Here is a 21,583-nt window from a genome sequence, read left to right as displayed (position 1 = left end):
CGCAAACGGGCTTTTGATGTCGATACGCCGGCAAAGACGGCTTAGAAACAGCATGGTCTCATGAACGCGTTACCAGCAAATCCTCCTGGCGAGAGCCATGCCGTGCTGCTCGACAGGCTGGGCAGTCGTTCGATTGTCTTTGTCGGCCTGATGGGCGCCGGCAAGACAGCGATCGGCCGCAAGGTGGCGGCCATGCTGTCGCTACCCTTCATCGACAGCGACCAGGAGATTGAAAGCGTGTCGCGCATGACCGTGCCGGAACTGTTCGAGCGCTATGGCGAGACCGAATTCCGGGCGCTCGAGCAGCGCGTCATCCTGCGCCTCCTGGAAAACGGGCCGCAGGTGCTGTCGACCGGCGGCGGCGCCTTCATGAATGCGCAGACGCGCGACGCGATCGCGTCGCATGGCGTCTCGGTGTGGCTGAAGGCCGAGCTCGATCTGTTGATGGAGCGCGTCTCCAAGAAGCAGAACCGGCCCTTGCTCAAAAACCCCGATCCGCGCGCCGTGCTGGAGCGGCTGATGGGCGAACGCTATCCGGTCTATGCCACGTCAAACGTCACCGTGCCAACCCGCGACGACCGCAAGGAAGTCATTGCGACCGAGGTCGTCGGCGCATTGTGCGGGCATTTCGGCATTCCGGCCACCATGGCGCCGGGCGAGGTACGGCCATGAGTGAGCCTGTCATTGTCGAGGTCGGCCTTGGCGAGCGCGCCTATGACATCCTGATCGGGCCTGGCCTTTTGACGCGTGCCGGCGCCGAGATATCGCGCCGACTGCCTGGCACGAGGGCGGCGGTGGTCACCGATGACAATGTCGCAGCGGCACATCTCGACGCGCTGAAGGCCGGTCTGGAAACAGGCGGCATCCACCCTGCTGTCATCACTCTGCCGGCCGGCGAAAAGACCAAGAGCTTTTCCCATCTCGAAGAGGTGGTCGACGGCGTGCTGGCCGCCAAGCTGGAGCGTGGCGACGTCGTCATCGCGCTCGGCGGCGGTGTCATCGGCGACCTCACCGGCTTTGCCGCCGGGATCGTTCGGCGCGGCATGAATTTCGTCCAGATCCCGACGTCGCTCCTGGCGCAGGTCGATTCCTCCGTCGGCGGCAAGACCGGCATCAACAGTCCGCGCGGCAAGAATCTGGTTGGCGTCTTCCACCAGCCGAAGCTGGTGCTGGCCGACACCGAGGTGCTCGACACGCTGCCGATCCGCGAATTTCGCGCCGGCTATGCCGAACTCGCCAAATACGGGCTGATCGACCGGCCGGTGTTTTTCGCCTGGCTGGAAGAGAACTGGACAAAAGTATTCGCCGGCGGTGCGGAGCGGGCCGAGGCCATTGCCGAAGCCTGCCGCGCCAAGGCCGATGTCGTTGCCCGCGACGAGTTCGAGACTGGCGACCGCGCGCTGCTCAATCTCGGCCATACATTCGGCCATGCGCTGGAGGGAGCCACACAGTATGACGGCGCTCGTCTTGTCCATGGCGAAGGCGTCGCCATCGGCATGGCACTGGCGCACCGCTTTTCCGCACGGCTCAATCTGGCGAGCCCCGATGACGCAGCGCGCGTCGAGACACATCTGCGCGCCGTCGGCCTGCCCTGGCGGATGGCCGACATCCCCGGCGAATTGCCCGACGCCGAGGCGCTGCTTGGCTTCATCACCCAGGACAAGAAAGTGTCGCGCGGCGCGCTGACCTTCATCCTGACGCGCGGTATCGGCCAGGCTTTTATTGCCAAGGATGTGCCGGCGTCGGAAGTTCTGTCATTCCTCAGGGAAAATCATCCGGACAACGGGAAAGCCGGCTGAGATGGACATTGGCTGGATCGTCGTCGCCGTCCTCGCCATCCTCATCCTGTTTTTCATTGCCGTGCGCACGCGCCTGCTTGCCATGTTCGGCTACGAACTGTCTCGCATCGAGCCGCACCGGTCGACCCAGGACGAGTTGCGCGGCGCGGTCGACGATTTCCGCCGCGACGGCCAGATGGTGCGCGAGGAACGCGACCGCGTCGGCGGCCTGTTCGATCTCGCCGAGCTCGAAGTCTCCGACATCATGGTCCACCGCACCAATATGCGCTCGGTCAATGCCGACAATGCGCCGGAAGCCGTGGTGCGCGAGATCGTGCAGAGTCCGCACACCCGCATGCCGCTGTGGAAGGGCTCGCTCGACAACATTGTCGGCGTGCTGCACGCCAAGGACCTGCTCCGGGCGCTGAACGAGGTCGGCAACGACTTTACAAAAATCGACGTGATGAAGATCGCGTCGAAGCCGTGGTTCGTGCCCGACACCACAACCTTGCAGGAACAGCTCAACGCCTTCCTGCGCGCCAAGGCGCATTTTGCCATCGTCGTCGACGAATATGGCGAGGTCGAAGGGCTGGTGACGCTGGAGGACATCATCGAGGAGATCGTCGGCGAGATCGCCGATGAACACGATGTCGATATCCAGGGTGTCAAGCAGGAAGCCGATGGCTCCGTCGTCGTCGACGGCACCGTGCCGATCCGGGATCTCAACCGGGCGCTCGACTGGAACCTGCCGGACGAAGAAGCCACCACCATCGCCGGCCTGGTCATCCACGAGACGCAGTCGATCCCCGAGGAAAAGCAGGCCTTTACCTTCCACGGCAAGCGCTTCGTGGTGATGAAGCGCGACAAGAACCGGATCGCCAGGATCAGGATCAGGCCGGCGGGGGAAGGTTAGAGCAATTCCAGGAAAAGTGTGAGCGGTTTTTCCGTCCGGAATTGCGTAAAAACAAAGACATAGAGCGGTTCGCCGTTTCTGTGAAACGGTGAACCGCTCTAGCCGATTTCGGCCGTGGATATCACAAATCCCTTGTTGAACGCTGGCTTAGCGTCGCGCCGGTTTCAGCATCGATCGCAGCCAGGTTGACATCATAACCCCAGAGCCTTCGGATATGACGGAGCGTCGCGTCGCGGCTCTTGCCGTCGAGCATGATGCCATCTTTCACTTGGTGCTGCAGCCGCAAATACCGATCGCCAAGCAGATCCACGTCTACCACCTGGATGTCGGGTCGTTTCGAACCGATATCGTAGCTTTGGGCCAGAGCGGCGCGTATCTTTTTGTATCCACGCTCGTTGTGGATCGATGCGACTTCATAGTGCGGCTGGTCGGCGCCGTCGGCCAGCACGAAGAGCCGCCATTTCCGGATCAGAGCGGGACTTAGATATTGGCGAATGAAGGATTCATCGCGGTGGTTGGCCCAAGCTTCGAGCAGGGTATCACGCCAGTCGCCACGGCCGGCGATGTCCGGAAACCAGTCGCGGTCTTCCGCGGTCGGCTCTGTCGAGATGCGCTGGATGTCCTGCATCATGTCGAGGCCGAGGGCATAAGGATTGATGCCGGAAAACCGGGGATCGTCGAAGGCCGGCTGAGAGATCACATTCGAATGGTTGCGCAGGATTTCGAGCATGGCGCCTTCGCTGATCCTGCCACGCTCGAACAGCATGTTCATGAGCGTGTAGTGCACGAAGGTGGCGCAGCCTTCGTTCATCACCTGGGTTTGCCGCTGCGGATAAAAATACTGCGCGACAACACGCACGATCCTGATGACCTCGCGCTGCCAAGGCTCAAGTACAACGCTGTTTTTCTCCAGAAAATACAGTAGGTTTTCCTCCGGCAGGTGGAGCGATTTCTTGCGCTCCACCTCGCCTTCATCCCGCACTTCGGCCTTGCCGACCCTTTGCGAAGGCGGCAGGGTGCGCCACAGATCACTATAGGAGCGCTCTTCATATTCGAGGCGCTCGCGAAGTCCTTCGCGCTGCTGCTCCGACGACAGTTTCGGCGGCCGGTGATATCGGAAGACTCCATGCTCCATCAGTGCGTGGGCGGAATCGAGCACGGCCTCCACGGCGGCCATGCCGTGGCGCTCCTCGCAGTGGGCGATATAGCCCTTTGCGAAGTTCAGATAGCTCAGGATTCCGTCGGCGTCCGTCCATTGCCGGAAGAGTTGATTGTTCTTGAAGAAATGATTGTGTCCCAGCGCTGCATGGGCGGTCACCAAGGCCTGCAAGGCCATGGTATTTTCCTCCATCAGGTAGACGATGCAGGGGTTGGAGTTGATGACCAGTTCATAGGCCAGGCCGCGCCCGCCTTTGCGGTAGAGAAATTCGTTGTAGAGGAAATGCTTGCCGAATGACCAATGCCGATACATCAGCGGCATGCCGACCGACGAATAGGCATCGAGCATCTGCTCCGAGGAGATGATCTCCATCTGCACTGGATAGATATCGAGATGAAGCTCCTCGACGCCGATCGCTTCGATCTCGTCATAGACGCGCGACAGTTTCTTGAAATCCCAGTCCGACCCGGAAAAAAGCAGCCTGGATGCGCCGGCTTGCCTGTCCATCGACCTTATCCTCACGCGCTCTGTCGCGTAGCCGGCTGCCTGGCAAACAGCTGGCGAAAGACCGGGTAGATATCGGCCGGCGCGGCGATGCGCCTTGTTTGGAAGTTTGGCCATTTCTGCTCGATCACGCTGTAGGCTCGCCAGAGCGATGTGCCGTTTTCTGTCGCGCCGAAAATATGGCTTTCCCGTTCGTCGATGATCTCCACATAGGCGAAATATTGGCACAGGCGCATGAGCTTGCCGTCGAGCAGTTCTATGCAGCGCTCGGAGTCGGCAGAGGAATTGTCGCCGTCGGAGGCCTGAGCGGCATAGATGTTCCATTCAGTGGGCGGATAGCGTTGTTCGATGACACGGTGCATTTCCTCAAGCGCGGTGGAAACGACCGTTCCGCCGCTCTGGGTGTGGTAAAAGAAGGTGTGCTCGTCCACTTCCTGGGCTTCATGGGTATGGCGAATGAAAACGAGCTCCGTTCGCTCATAACGCCGCGTGAGGAACAGGTGAAGCAACACGAAAAAGCGTTTGGCCAAATCCTTCTCGCGCTCTCCCATCGAGCCGGAGACGTCCATCAGGCAGAACATGACGGCGCTGGCATTCGGCACCGGCCGGGGGTCAAAGCGGTTGAAGCGGATGTCGACCGGATCGACAAAGGCGATCCGCCTCCTCCTCCGTTCCAGCTGTTCGAAATCCTCGCGCAACGCCGCAATGCGCTTGAGCGTTTCCGCGTTTGGCGGCTGCGATTCCAGCATGGCGAGCTGCTGGGCAATCGCATCCAGCTCTGTCTGCTTGGGGCGCCTGAGCGCGATACGGCGACCGTGGCTGTTTCGCATGGTGCGCACGACACTGATGTTGGTGGGCGATCCGCTTGTCGCAAAGCCTGCCCGCTTCGGCTTGAATGTGAGTATCTGCTTAAGGTTGAGCTTGATAAGGTCGGGCAGTTCGAGATCCTCGAAGAAGAGATCGAGCACCTCCTCGCGTGACAGCACAAAGCGAAAATCGTCTTCGGAGTCGGTCTTTCCCGGAGACGAGAGCCCCCCTCCGCCATCAGCAGGCTTGGGGATCAGGTCACCGGAGTTGAACGTCCTGTTGCCGGGCAGGATATGGTTCCGTCGACCGCTGTCCCTGGCGTCGTTGAAGGCCGGCTCGCTGGTGCCTTTTTCAGGCATCGGCACCGCATGCTCCCGATCCGCATCGGCGATGCGGCCGGTGCTGATCTGGTCGCGGATGCTCCGCTTGAGTTCTTCGCGCGCGCGCCTGAGGAAGCGCTGGCGATTACCCAGGCTCTTGTCCTTTGGATTCAAACGGCGGTCGATAAAGATCGGCATGGAACCATTCGGGCTGCCTCAACCCGCCTTGTTCACGCGCATGTACCAGTCAACCAACCGGCGTACCTGCCGTTCGGTGTAGCCACGTTCCACCATGCGCTGCACGAACTCATTGTGCCGCTTTTCCGTGACGCTGTCCTGCTTGGAGCCGAAACTGATCACCGGCAGAAGATCCTCGACCTGGCCGAACATGCGCTTCTCGATGACCTCGCGAAGCTTTTCGTAGCTGGTCCAGGACGGGTTGCGGCCATGATTTCTCGCCCGGGCGCGTAGCGTGAATTTGACCACCTCGTTGCGGAAGTCCTTGGGATTGGCGATCCCGGCGGGTTTTTCGACCTGCGACAGTTCGTTGTCCAATACCTCGCGATTGAGAATCTGACCGGTATCGGGATCCTTGTAGTCCTGGTCCTCGATCCAGGCATCGGCGTAGGCGATATAGCGGTCGAAGAGATTCTGGCCATACTCGCTGTATGATTCCAGATAGGCCTTCTGGATTTCGTGACCGATGAATTCGGCGTAGCGCGTTGAGAGCTCTGATTTGATGAATTCGAGATAGGCGGCTTCCGTTTCCTTTGGAAACTGCTCGCGCTTGATCGCCTCTTCCACGATGTACATCAGGTGCACTGGATCGGCAGCGACCTCCTTGGTGTCGTAGTTGAATGTCTGCGACAGGATCTTGAAGGCAAAGCGGGTGCTTACCCCAGTCATGCCTTCATCGACGCCGGCTGCGTCGCGATATTCCTGGACTGACTTCGCCTTGGGATCGATTTCCCTGAGGTTCTCGCCATCGTAGGCGCGCATCTTGGTGTAGGTCGGCGAATTGTCGTGCTCGGCAAGGCGGGTCGAGACGGTGAATCGGCTGAGAATATCCAGCACTTCCGGAGCACAGGGGCTGCCGGCCAGTTCGCTCTCGCGCAGCAGTTTCTCGTAGATCTGCCTTTCCTCGGTGATGCGCAGGCAATACGGAACCTTGACCACCAGGATACGGTCGAGAAAGGCCTCGTTGTTCTTGTTGTTCTTGAATTGCTGCCATTCCGATTCGTTGGAATGGGCGACGATGATGCCCTGGTAGGGAAAGGCGCCAAAATTTTCGGTACCGTTGTAGCTGCCTTCCTGCGTCGCCGTCAGCAACGGATGCAGCACCTTAATGGGCGCCTTGAACATCTCCACGAACTCGAGCAGGCCTTGCGTGGTCCGGTTCAATCCGCCGCTGTATGAATAGGCGTCCGGATCGGATTGGCTGAAATTCTCCAATTGCCTGATGTCGACCTTGCCGACCAGGGCCGAAACGTCCTGATTGTTCTCATCGCCTGGCTCGGTCTTGGCAATGCCTATCTGACGCAGCCGCGAAGGCATCAGCTTGACCACGCTGAATTTGGAAATGTCGCCAGACAATTCATCGAGGCGTTTGGCTGCCCAGGGCGAGATGAGCCCGTTCAGCCGGCGGCGGGCTATGCCGTATTTCTCTTCCAGCAAATCGCCCATGCGATCGGGATGGAAAAGGCCGAGCGGCGATTCAAAAATAGGGCTGATCTGGTTGCCGACCTTCAGCGTGTAGATCGGACGCTGCTCCATCAATCTCTTCAGCCGTTCGGCGAGAGATGATTTTCCGCCCCCAACCGGGCCGAGCAAATACAGGATCTGCTTGCGCTCCTCGAGCCCTTGCGAGGCATAGCGGAAATACCCGGCGATGCGCTCGATCGTGTCCTCCATCCCATAGAAGTCGGAGAAAGAGGGATACACCTTGACCGTGCGGTTCGAAAAAATGCGGCCGAGCCGCTCGTCCTGGCTGGTGTCGACCAGATTCGGCTCGCCGATTGCCTCGACCATCCGTTCGGGCGCCGAGGCGTACAACGATTTGTCCTCTCGACAGGCAAGAAGATATTGCTGAAGGCTGGTCTCTTCCTTAACCGCGTTGGAATAAATCTCCGAAAACAGGTCGAAGACGTCGGATTGGTTCTCACGCATGATGCTTTGCCCTCAGAGCCAATCTGTTGCCCATCGGCTCGTCGCATATTCAACTATCGGGATGCGTTGTTTGTTCCCTTGATCTTAAGCAGAAGTTGTAGCGGTCACACAGGGCCGTGCCAGGGTGTCGTTCCGGCGCGCTGATCTGTGCGGTAACCGCATCGCGAGCCGGCTGATCAAGCGGCCCTGGCCGTCATGCCGCAGCCACCTGATGCAGGCCGGCAATGTGTTGTCGATCCTTGACTGGACGCGTGCGGCGCCCACGGGCATTCTCTCCCCGCGAAGCGGCCGGAGGGCGGCGATGATAGATCGACGAAGTCTTGTCCTGATGTCCATGGCGGCATTGTTGCCAACCGCTGTGCCAGCAGCCTGGCGGATGCGCCAGCCGGCGCCGCATACCGTCGATTATGGACCCGCCAAGCTCGACATCTATGCGCCCGATGGCGCCAGGGGCCTGCCGGTGGTCTTGTTTGTCCATGGCGGTACCTGGCAGTTCGGGAAACGCAGCCAGGTCGGCGCCAAGCCGGCCTTCCTGCTGGCCAACGGCTTCTGCTTCGTTTCCATCGACTATCGCATGCTGCCCGAGGCCGATGTCGCCACCCAGGCCGGCGATGTTGAGAAGGCCTATGCCTATGTCAGGGCCAACATCGCCAAACATGGCGGCGATCCCGACCGCATCGTCGGCATGGGCCATTCGGCCGGCTGCCATTTGATCGCGCTTACTGGCATGCGCGGCGGGCTGCCCGGTGTGGCCGGGCTGATCCTCGACGATACCCGGGCCTATGATCTTGCGGCGCTTGAAAAAAGTGGCGGCATGGTCCGCGCTTATGCCCGCGTCTTTTCAGATCCTTCGCAATGGGCGGCCCTGTCGCCGGCGAGCCATATCGACGGGCGCAAGCATCCGCCGACCTTCATCGCCTATTCGCGCGCCGATGGCCGCGACGAGCAATCGACGGCCTTTGCCGAGCGCCTGCGCGCCACAGGCACTGCGGTGACACTGTTCGACGGCAGCGCCTACACGCATATGTCGATCAACCATGACTTTGGCGAGGACGGCGATGCGTTGACGGCCGCCACGCTGGCATTCCTGAAATCGACGGTCGCCTGATCGCCCAACCCCCGAGGCGTCCTGGATCAGACCAAAAGCGCCGGCGGGATATTGCCGTGCCGGCGTTTGCAGGTGCTATTGCACCCTTCGACCGTCTGCTTTGTGACGCCAACCGGAGAGAATTTCATGAATGGCGCCGATCTGCTGTGCGACGTGCTGCTGGCCAATGACGTCACGGTCTGCTTTGCCAACCCCGGCACGTCGGAAATGCATTTCGTGGCCGCACTGGACCGCAAGCCCCAGATGCGGTGCGTGCTCGGCCTGTTCGAGGGCGTCGTAACGGGTGCCGCCGACGGCTATGCGCGCATGACCGATCGCCCGGCCGCGACGCTGCTGCATACCGGCCCGGGCCTGGCCAACGGCCTTGCCAACATGCACAACGCAAGGCGTGCGCGGAGCGCGATGATCAACATTGTCGGCGATCACGCCTCCTACCATCTGCCGCTCGACGCACCGCTGACCAGCGACATAGTGGGCCTGGCGGCGCCGATGTCGAATTGGGTCGGCCGCGTCAAAGGCCCGGCCGATATCGCGCCTGCCGCAGAGGCCGCTTTCCGCGCCTCGTTGACCCCACCTGGTGTCGCGACCCTGATCCTGCCGGCGGATGCCGCCTGGGGCGAGGTCGACGCAATTTCACCTGCTAAGGTGAAGCTGGCGCCGTTGCCCGCCGTTGACATGGAAGCCGTGCGCACGGTCGCCGAAGCGATCCGCGCCCGTCCGAGCCGTATTGGCATGGTGGTGCGCGGGCGGGCAGCGCGGGCCGATGCGCTTGAAATCGCAGGTCGAATCTCGGCGGCCGGTGATGTCCGCCTGTTCAGCGAGGTTCTGATCGCGCGCATGCAGCGCGGGCGCGGGCGGTTCGCGCCGACGCGCATTCCCTATCCGGTCGATGCGGCGACAGCTACGCTCCGGGATGTCGATGTGCTGGTGCTGGTCGGCGCGAAGGAGCCGGTGGCCTTCTTCGCCTATCCGGGCAAGCCGGGACGGCTGGTCCGAGACGATTGCCAGGTAATTTCGCTGGCGGCGCATGGCGAGGATCTGAAAGCGGCGCTGGAGGCGTTGGCCGACGAACTCGGCATCAAGTCGACGAAGCAACTCACCATCGCAACGGCCTTTCCAGACGAACCGACACCAAGCGGCAGACTGACGGACGATGCAATCGCACTGTCGGTTGCGCGCAAGCTCCCCGCCAATGCCATCGTCTGTGACGAAGCGGTCACCTCGGCCAGGCGATTCTTTGCGCTGTCGGCATATGCGGCCCCGCACGATTACATGATGGGCACGGGCGGATCGATCGGCGGCGGCATTCCGATGGCAACCGGGGCGGCGATCGCTTGTCCGGACCGCAAGGTGATCAATCTCGAAGCCGACGGCAGCGGCATGTACACGGTGCAGGGCCTGTGGACGCAGGCCAGGGAAAAGCTCGACGTGGTCACGATCGTGTTTTCCAACCGGACCTACGCCATCCTGCATGGTGAAATGACAAATGTCGGTGTGAATTCGATCGGTGAGAACGCCAGGCGTATGCTCGATCTCGACCATCCCGCGCTGGACTGGGTTGCGCTGGCCAACGGCATGGGCGTCGAAGCGGCCCGTGCCGATACGTGTGAGCGCTTCGACGCGCTGCTCGACAGCGCGCTGTCGCGACCCGGACCGTTTCTGATCGAAGCGATGATCTAGAGCATGATCCCGAAAAGTGGGAACCGGTTTTTCGGAAGAGATCATGCTCCGACAGAGAGTTGGATCAGGATTCGATCAAACGCCATCCTGATCCAACGCTTACCAGCGGGTCTTTTCGCCGGGTGCTGCCGGTTCGATGGCCAGTGCATGAACGCCGGCCTTCAGCTCCGCCGCCAGCAATTCGTTGACGGCGCGGTGGCGGTCGATGCGGCTCATGCCGGCAAAGACGGGCGAGACAATGCGGACGCGAAAATGCGTCTCGCCGGTGCCGTCATAGGCGCCGTGATGGTCGGAGCCGTGGTGGTGATGGCCGGCATGGAGATGGCTTTCGTTGACGACGACCAGCCGCTCCGGCGAAAACGCCTTGTTCAGCTTGTCTTCCATGGTCGCCTGTATGGACATCGCCGTTTCCCTTCACCATATCTGCAAGGCGTGATCGGGAAATCGGGATCGATCTCGCCGGGCCGCCTCAAAAATCACCATTCGCCCTGCTTTATGCCGCGATTCAGCGGTTAGGGCGATCATCGCGAAAATGTCAATTCTTGTTTCGCACGTGCGAACAGCCCATAAATGGGTGAGATGAAACCGTACCCCAAATATTTCGAGAAGATTCGGATCCGTCCCGAAAAGGACGCGGAGCTGAAGTCGCGCTCGCCAATCTGCCAGTGGGACGGCTGCAAGGAGGCCGGCACCCATCGCGCGCCGGTCGGTCGCATGAAGGAAGGCGAGTATTTCCAGTTCTGCTTCGATCATGTGCGTGAATACAACAAGGGTTTCAACTACTTCTCCGGTGTGCCGGACACCGAGATCGCTCGCTTCCAGAAGGAAGCGATGACCGGCCACCGGCCGACATGGAAGATGGGCCTCGCCGGCGCCTCGACGCGCTCCTCCCCCGATATGGCGCAGATGCGATCCGGCCGCGCCGGTTACTACAACCGCATGCGCGACCCTTTCGACCTGTTCAAAGGGCCGAAGGACCCGCGCGAGGCGCGCGAACGCAAGGCCAAGCCGCTTGAGGCCAAGGCGCTGGAAACGCTTGGCCTTGATACAAAGGCGACTGGCAAGGACATCAAGGCGCGCTATAAGGAACTTGTGAAGCGTCACCATCCGGATGCGAATGGCGGCGACAGAGGTTCGGAAGACCGGTTCCGCGATGTGCTTCAGGCCTATCGCGTGCTCAAGCAGGCGGGTTTGTGCTGAGCGACCCAACGATTCGTGTCGTTTTCCAACTTTCATAAGGGTGGAAAAGGCTCTAAGACCGCCCCCGGACAAAATCGATTGCCGGCGAAATCAGGCTTTTCGCCCGTGGAGACGTGGATAGAGATGAACAAGGTCGATCGCGACATCGCCAATTTGCCCGACACGACGGTCTCCGTGAAGGACAAATTCGGCTTCGAGTCCAAGATGGTGGTGCCGGCCTATTCGGTGACATCGGAGCATGTGCCGGACATCGATCCGGACTATCTGTTCGACAAGGCGACGACGCTGGCGATCCTTGCCGGCTTTGCCTACAACCGCCGCGTCATGGTGTCTGGCTATCACGGCACCGGCAAGTCGACCCATATCGAACAGGTCGCCGCCCGCCTCAACTGGCCTTGCGTGCGCGTCAATCTCGACAGCCATGTCAGCCGTATCGACCTCGTCGGCAAGGATGCCATCGTCGTCAAGGACGGGCTGCAAATCACCGAATTCCGCGACGGTATCCTGCCCTGGGCCTACCAGCACAATGTCGCGCTCTGCTTCGACGAGTATGACGCCGGTCGTCCGGACGTGATGTTCGTCATCCAGCGCGTGCTGGAATCGTCGGGCCGCCTGACGCTGCTCGACCAGAGCCGCGTCATCCGTCCGCATCCGGCGTTCCGGCTGTTTTCGACCGCCAATACGGTCGGTCTCGGCGACACCACGGGCCTCTATCACGGCACGCAGCAGATCAACCAGGCGCAGATGGATCGCTGGTCGATCGTCACCACGCTGAACTACCTGCCGCACGACAATGAGGTGAACATCGTTCTGGCCAAGGCCAAGCACTATCGCGACGGCAAGGGCAAGGACATCGTCAACAAGATGGTCCGCGTCGCAGACATGACGCGTTCGGCCTTCATCAATGGCGACCTGTCGACCGTGATGAGCCCGCGGACCGTCATCACCTGGGCCGAAAATGCCGAGATCTTCGGCAATATCGGCATGGCGTTCCGGCTGACCTTCCTCAACAAGTGCGATGAGCTCGAACGTTCGGTGGTGGCCGAGTTCTACCAGCGCGCCTTTGGCGAGGATCTGCCTGAAAGCGCGGCCAACGTGGTGCTGGGCTAAGCAGAGCCTCGATGGCGGGTCCGGGCGACAACACGCGCAACAAGTCGAAGACGGGGTCTGAAGCAGACAGCTTCAAGCGCGCCGTCACCGTCTGCATGCGCGCCATCGCCGGCGACAAGGAACTCGAAGTCGGTTTCGCCAAGGACAGGCCCGCACTTGCCGGCAGTCGTGCCCGCTTGCCTGAATTGCCGAAGAAAGCCTCGAAAGAGGATATCGCGATTACCCGCGGGCTCGGCGATTCCATGGCGCTGAAGAGGGCCTGCCACGATCAGCGCATCCACACCAAGCTGGCGCCGGAAGGCAAGCTGGCGCGTTCGATCTATGATGCGGTCGAACAGGCCCGCGTAGAGGCGATCGGCAGCCGCGCCATGCAAGGCGTTGCCGACAATATCGGCTCGATGCTGGAAGACAAATACGCCAAGGCCAACCTTGTCGACGTCAAGGACAAGGCCGACGCGCCGATCGAGGAAGCGCTTGCGCTGATGGTGCGCGAGAAGCTGACGGGACGGCCGATCCCTAGGAGCGGCGAGCGGCTGGTCGAACTCTGGCGCCCTTGGGTCGAGGAGAAGGCCAAAGCCGACCTCGATGGTCTCTCGGCCAAGCTCGGCGACCAGCAGGCCTTCGCCCGCGTCGTGCGCGACATGCTGGCGTCCATGGAGATGGCCGAGGAACTCGGCGACGACCAGGAGACCGAAGACTCCGAAGACAATGACGAGAACCAGCCGCAGGGCGAGGAGCAGAGCGAGGAGGGCGGCGAAGACGATTCCGGCTCCGAGCAGTCGCAGTCCGAGGATGCCGAAGCGTCGGCTGACGACGAGCAGTCGTCCGAGACGGAGGCCTCCGACGCCACCGCCGACGATTTGTCCGACGATGACGACGCGGACGCCGAAACGCCGGGCGAAGCCCGCCGCAACGACAACCCCTTCACCAATCTGCCGAAAGAGATCGACTACAAGATATTTACCACTGCCTTCGACGAGACGGTCGGTGCGGAAGAGCTGTGCGAAGAGGAAGAACTCGACCGGCTGCGCGCCTTCCTCGACAAACAGCTGGCCGATCTTTCCGGCGTCGTCGGCCGGCTCGCCAACCGCTTGCAGCGTCGCTTGATGGCGCAGCAGAACCGCTCCTGGGATTTCGATCTCGAGGAAGGCTATCTCGATCCGGCACGACTGGTGCGTGTCGTCATCGATCCGATGCAGCCGCTGTCGTTCAAGCAGGAGCGCGACACCAAATTCCGCGACACGGTGGTGACGCTGGTGCTCGACAATTCGGGCTCGATGCGCGGCCGGCCGATCACGGTGGCCGCCACCTGCGCCGACATATTGGCGCGCACGCTGGAGCGCTGCGGCGTCTCGGTCGAAATTCTCGGCTTCACCACGCGGGCGTGGAAGGGTGGCCAAGCGCGCGAGAAGTGGCTGAAGGACGGCAAGCCGCCGAACCCTGGCCGGCTCAACGACCTGCGCCACATCATCTACAAATCCGCCGACCATCCGTGGCGCCGAGCCAGGCGCAATCTCGGCCTGATGATGCGCGAAGGCCTGCTCAAGGAAAACATCGACGGCGAGGCGCTGCTGTGGGCGCACAACCGGCTGATCGCCCGGCCCGAGCAGCGCAAGATCCTGATGATGATCTCGGACGGCGCGCCGGTCGACGATTCGACGCTGTCAGTCAATCCGGGCAATTATCTCGAGCGCCATCTGCGCGCCGTCATCGAACTGATCGAGACGCGCTCGCCGGTGGAGCTTCTGGCCATCGGCATCGGCCACGACGTCACCCGCTATTACCGCCGCGCCGTCACCATTGTCGATGCCGAGGAACTGGCCGGCGCCATGACCGAGCAGCTGGCCTCGCTGTTTGCCGAGGAGAGCGCGAAGGACACACGGCGCGGCGGCTATCGGCGCGCCGGATGATTTCCTTGCGAGGCTGCTTCCGGCAGACGCTTTTCGCCGCCATTGCCTTGTTCGGCATGGCCTTGCCAGCCATCGCCGCCGGGCCAAGCGCGGTGGAGCCGGTCGAAGTCTCGGCACGGCCGATCAGCGCCTTCCATATCGGGCATGACGAGAAGAATTTCGGGCCGCTGGAATTCGTCGGCGGTCTGGAGATGACCTCGCCGACGCGCGATTTCGGCGCTCTGTCGGCGTTTCGTTTCCTCAAGCCCGGCAGTGATTTCATCGGCGTTGCCGATGCCGGCTTCTGGTTCTTCGGCACGCTGACCCACGATGCCGAGCGGCGTCCGTCGGGTATCCAGAATTTCCGCATGCAGCAGATGGTCGATGAGCAGGGCCGGCCGATCGACAAGAAATGGCAGGTCGACGCGGAGGGGCTGGCCGTCAAGGACGGCATCGCCACCGTCGGCTTCGAGCGCAACCATCGCGTCGCCCAGTTCAAGATCAATCCGGACAGTATGAGCGCGCCGTTCAAGCAACTGAACTTCCTGGTTCCGGCCCGGGAACTCAGGCAGAATCGCGGCTTCGAGACTGTCACCCACGCCAATCCCTATGGCCAGCACGAGGGCGGGCTGGTCGTGGTCTCCGAAAAGAGCCTGGACAAGGCCGGCAACATCTATGCCGCTATTATCGAAGGGCCGCACAAGGGCGTCTTGACCGTCAAGCGCAATGGCGATTTCGACATCACCGACGGCGCCTTCCTGCCGGATGGCGACCTGCTGCTCTTGGAGCGCAGTTTTTCGATGGCCGGCGGGGTGAAGATGCGGCTCAGGCGCATCTATGGCGAAAGCATCGAGAAGGGCGCGGTTGCCGACGGACCGGTGCTGATGGAAGCCGACATGGGCTACCAGATCGACAATATGGAAGGGCTCGACGTCTGGACCCGCGACGACGGCGCGGTGATGGTGTCGCTGATCTCTGACGACAACCATTCGATCCTGCAGCGCAACCTCTATCTGGAATTCATCCTGCACAAGGATTGAGCGGCGCTTCTGCTCGACGGTCGTCATTCTCCCCAGCATTTCTCCGTCACTCTGAATCGAGCGGCAGCTTGCCGCCGGTCTCTCAGAATGAAAATACTTAAGCCATGGCTTGACTGTTAGAGTGGCACGGAGGATACTCAAGTCCATGCTTAACCATTTCGAGATCGACAGCATCCTGCGGGCTCTTGTCGAGCCCACCCGCCGCCAGATCCTGGAAAGGCTGAGCCGCGGACCGGCGACCGTCAGCCAGCTGGCGGAGCCGTTCGGCATGACCTTTGCCGCCGTGCTGCAGCATCTGCAGGCGCTGGAAGCCTGCGGGCTGATCCGCAGTGAAAAGATCGGGCGGGTGCGCACCTGCCGGATCGAACCGGGCGGGCTCGCTCCGCTCGCCGACTGGATCGCGGAACGCCGCATACCGGCGGAACGCCACCTTGACCGCCTTGGCCAGATCCTGGCCGAGACAGACCCCAAAGACCAGTCCCCCAAGAAGAACCAGGACAAGGACCAGAAGCAATGAACCAGATCGCCCCCGTAGACGACCACTCCGTCATCCACTCCACCTTCACCATCGAGCGCACCTATCCGCAGTCGCCTGCCAAGGTCTTCCATGCTTTTGCCGACAAGGCGACGGTGCGGCGCTGGCGCGTCGAAGGCCACGGCTTCACCATCGCTGAATTCAGCTTCGACTTCCGTGTCGGCGGCGCCGAGGTGTCTCGGTTCAGCTACCAGGGCGGCCCGGAGATCAGGCTCGACGCGCAGTTTCAGGACATCGTTCCGGACCGGCGCATTGTGTTCTCCTACCGGATGGCAATCGGGCCGCAGCCAATGTCTGCGTCGCTGACCACCATCGAGCTGTCGCCCTCCGGCGAGGGCACTCGCCTGACTTTCACCGAACAGGGCGTGTTCTTCGATGGTGTCGATTCGGCGCAAGGCCGCGAAGAGGGCACGCGCGGGCTTTTGGAAGCTCTTGCCGCCGAACTGTCGAGATAGCTTCCATCCACGGCGTGCGGGATCCAAGCGATCCCCCCGCCTGTTCTCACAGGCGGCCGCTAGAGCCGGTTGGTTGCGATCCAGATGACGTGGCGGGCGCCGCGCTTGCCGTTGGCGCGCGTCTTCACCTCGTCCACGACAAAACCCGCTTGCTTGAGCCGGCGCGTAAAGCCGCTGTCCGGGCCTTGCGACCACACCGCCAGCACACCGCCCGGCTTCAATGCGGCACGCGCCGCGCCGAGGCCCGCAGCGCCATAGAGGGCATCGTTTGCCCTGTAGACGATGCCTTCGGGGCCATTGTCGACGTCGAGCAGGATGGCGTCCCAGGCCGCCTTGTCGGATCTTATGATGTGTCCGACATCGGCCTCGCGGACGCTCACACGGGGATCGTCGAGACAGCCAGCGAAAACCGCTTCCATCGGGCCGCGTGCCCAGGCGACGACCGCCGGGACGAGTTCAGCAACGGTGATGCCTGCGTCGGCGCCCAGTGCGGCAAGTGCGGCGCGCAACGTAAAGCCCATGCCGAGGCCGCCGATCAGGATTTTCGCCCGGCCGCGGCCGGCGATCCTGTCGCAGGAGAGTTTTGCCAGCGCTTCCTCGGAGCCGCTGAGGCGGCTGTTCATCAGCTCGTTGGTGCCGAGCATGATCGAGAATTCGGTGCCACGCTGCTTTAACCGTAGTTCCTGTCCACCGTCAGGCGTTTTGGCCGAGTCGAGCTGGACCCAGGGGATCACGGCCTAGACAGCCATGGCCGGCTGGCTCCAGCGGGCGGCGAGAAGCCGATAGGGGATCAGCGCCACCACGGCGATGATCAGCTTCACCGAGAGGTCGCCGAGCGCCCAGGATACCCAGCGCATGGTCTCGACCGGCAGCACGCCCATCAGCGGCGCCGTCTCCAGCGCAAAGCTGTCGTTCGGGCCGGCAAAGGCGAAAAGGGCGGAAAAGGCGACGCTGAAGAACACCAGGGTGTCGAACACCGAGCCGGCCAGCGTGCCGACGATCGGCGCGCGCCACCAGCTCTGCCGGCGCAGCCGGTTGAACACGGTCACATCAAGCAATTGCGCGCACAGGAACGCCGCGCCCGAAGCCGCCGCAATGCGCACCAGCCGGTCGGCTGCGGTCTCGAATTCGATCAGGCCGAGGCGAAACAGGAAGGGCGGGACGAGGATCGAGCAGACCACCGCGGTCATGAAGCCGACAAAGACGATGCGGCGCGCGACGGTCGGCCCGTAGCGGCGGTTGGCAAGGTCGGTGACCAGAAAGGAGAACGGGTAGGTGAAGGCGCCCCAGGTCAGGATGTCGGCCAGCGACAGGCCGCCGACCTGGCCCTGCATCGGGAACTGCACGAGGATGTTCGATGCCACGACGACAAGCGCCATGGCGGCCACAAAGGGCAGATATCGCGAGAAGGAAGTCATTTTTTTATCCTGGGTAATGGAACCAGCCAGGCGCTATCCGAAATGCGGATCGCGCTGCCTTGCAAGTTTTGAGCATCGGATCGCTCCGATGCTCAAGGCGGTCGTCCCCCGCCTTAATATCTTTAAGCGGCGGGCTGGTCGGCCAGCTTCTTGGCGATCTGCTTCTTCAACAGGCGCGCGCGCTGCGACAGCTCCTTGGCATCGGCCTTGGCCAGGAAGGCATCGAGGCCACCGCGATGCTCGACCGAACGCAGCGCGTTGGCTGAAATGCGCAGGCGCACATTCTGGTTCAGCGCTTCCGAAATCAGCGTCACATTGACGAGGTTCGGCAGGAAGCGACGCTTGGTCTTGTTGTTGGCGTGGCTCACATTGTTGCCGGTCTGGACTGCCTTGGCAGTGAGTTCGCAGGTGCGGGACATGGTTCTAACCTTCAGTTCTGTCTAAGCCTGCCAAACCATTTTCGCCCGCGCCGGGCGGCGCGCGGTTTCAGTCAGGCGGCCTTATGGAAAAAGTTGGCGTTCCATAGTTGCATTTAGCCGGGGCGTCAAGCTCCAGCATTCCCGAGGGATGCTGTTGCCCTTTCATATAAAGGCCGGAATTCAGCCTATAAGCCGTCGCATAGGGACATGCCAAGCCGGAGGTGCCCGTCTCCGGCCTGGAAATTTAGGGAACGACCCCGCCATGCTTCGACTGTCACATGCCGTTGCGGCCATGCTTGCCATCGCTCTGCCGACCTCAACTCTTGCCGCCGCCCCGTCAGCCACTCCGCAGTCTTTCAAGGGCGAATACACGGTGTCTTTCCTCGGTCTTTCGGTGGCCAAAGCGAAATTCTCCAGCCGGTATCAAGGCGATAGCTATTCCATCGACGGCACCGTCGCCGCCGCCGGTCTTGCTACTCTGTTCGACGACACCAGTGGCACGATCTCGTCAAAGGGCAAGATCCTGGGCAAGCAGATGCAGCCGCAGGCGTTCCGCGCCGACTACAAGTCCGGCAAGAAGGCGTCCGTGGTCGATATCCGCTTTGCCAACGGCGCGGTGACCGCCACCCGGGTCATTCCTGAGCCGAAAAAGCGCAACCCCAAGACCTGGATACCGCTGGGCGGCAACGATTTGACGGCGGTGCTCGACCCGATGGCTGCCACCGTCATCCATGCCGACAGCCTCGACAAGGTCTGCGGGCGCAAGGTGAAGTTCTATGACGGCGAGATGCGCGCCGACCTGACGCTGACCTATGCCTCGAAAGGCTCGATCTCGGTCAAGGGCTACAAGGGCGATACCGTCACCTGCAAGATGGGGTTCGAGCCGGTGGCAGGCTACCGCAAGGGCCGCAAGGCGCTGAATTACCTGAAGAACAAAAGCCAGATGATGGTGACGTTTGCACCGCTCGGCCAAACCGGCATATATGCACCGATCCGTGCTACGGTCGGGACCCAGATCGGCACCTTGACCGTCAGCGCGGGGCGGTTCGAAGCAACAGAATAGGCGCCTGGCGCGCCGCCGGAGACGGGCATGGCGCGCGCAACACTGATCGGTTTCTCGGCGGTCGCCATGTGGGCGCTGCTGGCGTTGCTCACCGACGCCTCGGGCGCGGTGCCGCCGTTTTTGCTTTCGGCCATCACCTTCACCATCGGCACCGCGGTCGGGCTGGTCGCCCGGCTGTTCATGCCGGCATCCGACAAAAGCCAGAAGATCCCTCGCCAGGTTTGGGTGATCGGGATTGCCGGCCTGTTCGGCTACCATTTCTTCTACTTCACCGCGCTGCGCAACGCGCCGGCGGTGGAGGCAAGCCTTATCGCCTATCTGTGGCCGCTGCTGATCGTGCTCGGCTCGGCGCTGATGCCGGGCGAGAAGCTGGCCTGGAACCACGTCGTCGGCGCACTGCTTGGGCTCGCCGGAACGGTGCTCATCGTCACCAAGGGCGGGGGGCTTGCCTTCGATGCGCGCTACGCCTTCGGCTATGCGATGGCCGGCGTCTGCGCGCTGCTGTGGTCGTCCTATTCGCTGCTGTCGCGGCGCTTCCCGGCGGTGCCGACCTCGATCGTCACCTGGTTCTGCGCCGCCACGGCAGCCCTTTCGCTGGTCTGTCATCTCCTGCTGGAACAGACGGTGCTGCCCGACGGCCCCGGCCAGTGGCTGGCTGTGCTCGGTCTGGGGCTGATGCCGGTGGGCGCCGCTTTCTACGCGTGGGACATCGGCGTCAAGCGCGGCAACATCCAGGTGCTGGGTGCGGCAAGCTATGCGGCGCCGCTTCTGTCGACCCTGGTGCTGATCGCGGCCGGCGTTGCCGAACCGTCGCTGCGTATCCTCGCCGCCTGCGTGCTGATCACCGGCGGCGCAGCCCTGGCGGCGAAGTCGCTGTTCCTGCGCAAGCCGGCTGAGATCGGAGCCAAGGCATGACGATGCCGTTTGCCGGCAGCATCGACGCCAATGCCAATGCGACATTGATTTTTTCGCTGGTGGCGGCGGTGATCTACGCCTTCACCCTCGACAGGCGGCCGACGCTGGCCCGCTCGGCGGCAAAAACGTTGTCCGTGGCCATGCTGGCGGCGCTGGCCTTCATGCAAGGTGGGCCGTTGCTGCTTGTCGCTGCACTGGTGCTCAGCGCCGTCGGGGACGCCTTCCTGTCGCGCGACGGCGAGAAGGCCTTCCTCGGTGGACTGGCCAGCTTCCTCGCCGCGCATATCCTCTATGTGCCGCTGTTTCTGCGCAGCGGCGGTGGGCTGGATATGCTCGGCGCCGAGACATGGCGCGGTGCGATCGCGCTCGCCATGGCGGCCTTCGTGGTCATCATGCTGGCGGCGCTCTGGCGCCGTGTCGGCCCCGGCCTGCGCACGCCGATTGCCGTCTATATCGCCGCCATCTTGGCGATGGGCATTTCGGCGCTGACGCTCGACAATCCATGGGTCATCATCGGCGCCGTTATGTTCATGGCGTCGGACGGGCTGCTTGCCACGGAAAAATTCCTGGTGCCTGCCATCGCGCCCTATCGCGCCGGCATCCGCTATGCCGTCTGGGTGCTGTATTACGCAGCCCAGCTGGCGATCACGCTGGGCTTTTTGCTGAGCTAGGTTCCCAGCCGGGTTCGGCCATTTCGAAGGCGGCGAAGTCGAAGCCCGGCGCCACGGTGCAGCCGACCAGGGTCCATTCACCGAGGCTGCGCGCCGATTGCCACCAGCCGGCCGGCACCACGATCTGCGGCCGCTCGCCCGCTGCAAGTTCAATGCCGAGCACCTGCTCGATCACGGCACCGCCTTCCTCGCACATCGACAGCGCCAGCGGCGCGCCGGCATGGAAATGCCAGACCTCGGCTGCGTCCTTGACCCGGTGCCAGGCCGAAATCTGGTCCTGTTCCAGGAGGAAATAAATCGCCGTCGAATGGCCTCGTGCGCCGCCAGCGCCGTCGCGAAAGGTCTCGGCATACCAGCCGCCTTCCGGATGCGCCTTCAGGCCAAGCGTGGCGATGATTTCAGCGGCGCTGGTCATGGCTGCTCCCGGAACGTC

At 62.3% G+C, this 21,583-nt stretch carries 22 protein-coding genes; 14 read left to right on the top strand and 8 right to left on the bottom strand.

What is annotated here, in order from left to right:
• Positions 1 to 60 precede the first annotated feature (60 nt).
• The 3 genes from FJV77_RS09130 to FJV77_RS09120 are packed head-to-tail and all read left to right on the top strand — an operon-like array spanning position 61 to position 2,691.
• Positions 61 to 672 carry a shikimate kinase gene (locus FJV77_RS09130; protein ID WP_142866476.1) on the top strand — a complete coding sequence of 204 codons (612 nt, stop codon included), beginning with the start codon at positions 61 to 63 and terminating at the stop codon, positions 670 to 672.
• Positions 669 to 1,799 (top strand): 3-dehydroquinate synthase, encoded by a 1,131-nt coding sequence (gene aroB, locus FJV77_RS09125; RefSeq protein WP_142866475.1) that lies wholly within the window; start codon positions 669 to 671, stop codon positions 1,797 to 1,799. Before FJV77_RS09130 ends, aroB begins: the two co-directional genes overlap by 4 nt.
• A 1-nt stretch (position 1,800) precedes the next feature.
• Positions 1,801 to 2,691: an HlyC/CorC family transporter gene (locus FJV77_RS09120; RefSeq protein ID WP_142866474.1), complete on the top strand. Its 891-nt coding sequence runs from the start codon at positions 1,801 to 1,803 to the stop codon at positions 2,689 to 2,691.
• 121 nt (positions 2,692 to 2,812) lie between these two features.
• Here the strand turns inward: FJV77_RS09120 and FJV77_RS09115 are convergent, their stop codons facing one another.
• Genes FJV77_RS09115 through FJV77_RS09105 form a run of 3 tightly spaced genes read right to left on the bottom strand, consistent with a single transcriptional unit; the run spans position 2,813 to position 7,647 of the window.
• On the bottom strand, positions 2,813 to 4,357 hold the full coding sequence (locus FJV77_RS09115) for a SpoVR family protein (protein WP_142866571.1): 1,545 nt from the start codon (positions 4,355 to 4,357) through the stop codon (positions 2,813 to 2,815).
• Between the two features lie 11 nt (positions 4,358 to 4,368).
• Positions 4,369 to 5,679, bottom strand: coding sequence for a YeaH/YhbH family protein (locus FJV77_RS09110; protein ID WP_142866473.1), 1,311 nt, complete (start codon positions 5,677 to 5,679; stop codon positions 4,369 to 4,371).
• 18 nt (positions 5,680 to 5,697) lie between these two features.
• Positions 5,698 to 7,647 (bottom strand): PrkA family serine protein kinase, encoded by a 1,950-nt coding sequence (locus FJV77_RS09105; protein ID WP_142866472.1) that lies wholly within the window; start codon positions 7,645 to 7,647, stop codon positions 5,698 to 5,700.
• Positions 7,648 to 7,948: 301 nt separating this feature from the next.
• On the opposite strand from FJV77_RS09105, the gene FJV77_RS09100 reads away from it, so the two are divergent.
• Positions 7,949 to 8,755 (top strand): alpha/beta hydrolase, encoded by an 807-nt coding sequence (locus tag FJV77_RS09100; RefSeq protein ID WP_142866471.1) that lies wholly within the window; start codon positions 7,949 to 7,951, stop codon positions 8,753 to 8,755.
• 126 nt (positions 8,756 to 8,881) lie between these two features.
• A complete protein-coding gene (locus FJV77_RS09095; protein ID WP_142866470.1) occupies positions 8,882 to 10,435 on the top strand; it encodes an acetolactate synthase large subunit in 1,554 nt (517 codons plus the stop codon).
• Positions 10,436 to 10,534: 99 nt separating this feature from the next.
• Here FJV77_RS09095 and FJV77_RS09090 read toward each other — a convergent pair whose 3' ends face one another.
• Positions 10,535 to 10,837: a BolA family transcriptional regulator gene (locus FJV77_RS09090; RefSeq protein ID WP_142866469.1), complete on the bottom strand. Its 303-nt coding sequence runs from the start codon at positions 10,835 to 10,837 to the stop codon at positions 10,535 to 10,537.
• Positions 10,838 to 11,005: 168 nt separating this feature from the next.
• Between FJV77_RS09090 and FJV77_RS09085 the strand changes: the two genes are divergently transcribed.
• The 6 genes from FJV77_RS09085 (at position 11,006) to FJV77_RS09060 (ending at position 16,664) form a co-directional block, all read left to right on the top strand.
• On the top strand, positions 11,006 to 11,635 hold the full coding sequence (locus FJV77_RS09085) for a J domain-containing protein (RefSeq protein ID WP_142866468.1): 630 nt from the start codon (positions 11,006 to 11,008) through the stop codon (positions 11,633 to 11,635).
• 123 nt (positions 11,636 to 11,758) lie between these two features.
• Positions 11,759 to 12,745 (top strand): cobaltochelatase subunit CobS, encoded by a 987-nt coding sequence (gene cobS, locus FJV77_RS09080; protein WP_023670677.1) that lies wholly within the window; start codon positions 11,759 to 11,761, stop codon positions 12,743 to 12,745.
• Between the two features lie 11 nt (positions 12,746 to 12,756).
• Positions 12,757 to 14,655 (top strand): cobaltochelatase subunit CobT, encoded by a 1,899-nt coding sequence (gene cobT, locus FJV77_RS09075; RefSeq protein WP_142866467.1) that lies wholly within the window; start codon positions 12,757 to 12,759, stop codon positions 14,653 to 14,655.
• Positions 14,652 to 15,674, top strand: coding sequence for an esterase-like activity of phytase family protein (locus FJV77_RS09070; protein ID WP_142866466.1), 1,023 nt, complete (start codon positions 14,652 to 14,654; stop codon positions 15,672 to 15,674). The genes cobT and FJV77_RS09070 overlap by 4 nt, the downstream gene beginning before the upstream one ends.
• A 145-nt stretch (positions 15,675 to 15,819) precedes the next feature.
• Entirely contained in the window at positions 15,820 to 16,191 is a 372-nt protein-coding gene (locus FJV77_RS09065; RefSeq protein ID WP_142866465.1) for a metalloregulator ArsR/SmtB family transcription factor, read from the top strand.
• The gene (locus tag FJV77_RS09060) at positions 16,188 to 16,664 is read left to right on the top strand and encodes an SRPBCC family protein (protein WP_142866464.1); all 477 of its coding nucleotides are present in this window, start codon (positions 16,188 to 16,190) and stop codon (positions 16,662 to 16,664) included. Before FJV77_RS09065 ends, FJV77_RS09060 begins: the two co-directional genes overlap by 4 nt.
• Positions 16,665 to 16,723: 59 nt before the next feature.
• On the opposite strand, the gene FJV77_RS09055 is transcribed toward FJV77_RS09060, so the two are convergent.
• The 3 genes from FJV77_RS09055 to rpmB all read right to left on the bottom strand — a co-directional run bounded on the left by FJV77_RS09055 (position 16,724) and on the right by rpmB (position 18,501).
• Entirely contained in the window at positions 16,724 to 17,398 is a 675-nt protein-coding gene (locus FJV77_RS09055) for a hypothetical protein (RefSeq protein WP_142866463.1), read from the bottom strand.
• A 3-nt stretch (positions 17,399 to 17,401) separates the two neighbouring features.
• Positions 17,402 to 18,082 (bottom strand): queuosine precursor transporter, encoded by a 681-nt coding sequence (locus tag FJV77_RS09050; protein ID WP_142866462.1) that lies wholly within the window; start codon positions 18,080 to 18,082, stop codon positions 17,402 to 17,404.
• 122 nt (positions 18,083 to 18,204) lie between these two features.
• The gene (gene rpmB, locus FJV77_RS09045; RefSeq protein WP_023670682.1) at positions 18,205 to 18,501 is read right to left on the bottom strand and encodes a 50S ribosomal protein L28; all 297 of its coding nucleotides are present in this window, start codon (positions 18,499 to 18,501) and stop codon (positions 18,205 to 18,207) included.
• A 262-nt stretch (positions 18,502 to 18,763) separates the two neighbouring features.
• Here rpmB and FJV77_RS09040 point away from each other — a divergent pair, with 262 nt between their 5' ends.
• From FJV77_RS09040 to FJV77_RS09030, 3 genes are read left to right on the top strand one after another with little or no spacing between them, the layout of a single operon-like run.
• Entirely contained in the window at positions 18,764 to 19,564 is an 801-nt protein-coding gene (locus FJV77_RS09040) for a DUF3108 domain-containing protein (RefSeq protein ID WP_142866461.1), read from the top strand.
• 27 nt (positions 19,565 to 19,591) lie between these two features.
• Entirely contained in the window at positions 19,592 to 20,479 is an 888-nt protein-coding gene (locus FJV77_RS09035; RefSeq protein ID WP_142866460.1) for an EamA family transporter, read from the top strand.
• Positions 20,476 to 21,150 carry a lysoplasmalogenase family protein gene (locus FJV77_RS09030; RefSeq protein WP_142866459.1) on the top strand — a complete coding sequence of 225 codons (675 nt, stop codon included), beginning with the start codon at positions 20,476 to 20,478 and terminating at the stop codon, positions 21,148 to 21,150. The genes FJV77_RS09035 and FJV77_RS09030 overlap by 4 nt, the downstream gene beginning before the upstream one ends.
• On the opposite strand, the gene FJV77_RS09025 is transcribed toward FJV77_RS09030, so the two are convergent.
• Complete coding sequence (locus tag FJV77_RS09025; RefSeq protein ID WP_142866458.1) at positions 21,125 to 21,565, bottom strand: cupin domain-containing protein; 441 nt, start codon at positions 21,563 to 21,565, stop codon at positions 21,125 to 21,127. The two genes, FJV77_RS09030 and FJV77_RS09025, sit on opposite strands and share 26 nt — an antisense overlap.
• Positions 21,566 to 21,583 lie beyond the last annotated feature (18 nt).

The sequence above is a fragment of the Mesorhizobium sp. WSM4306 genome (assembly GCF_007003975.1).
Lineage (GTDB): Bacteria > Pseudomonadota > Alphaproteobacteria > Rhizobiales > Rhizobiaceae > Mesorhizobium.
This window is presented reverse-complemented; position numbering and strand designations above follow the sequence as displayed.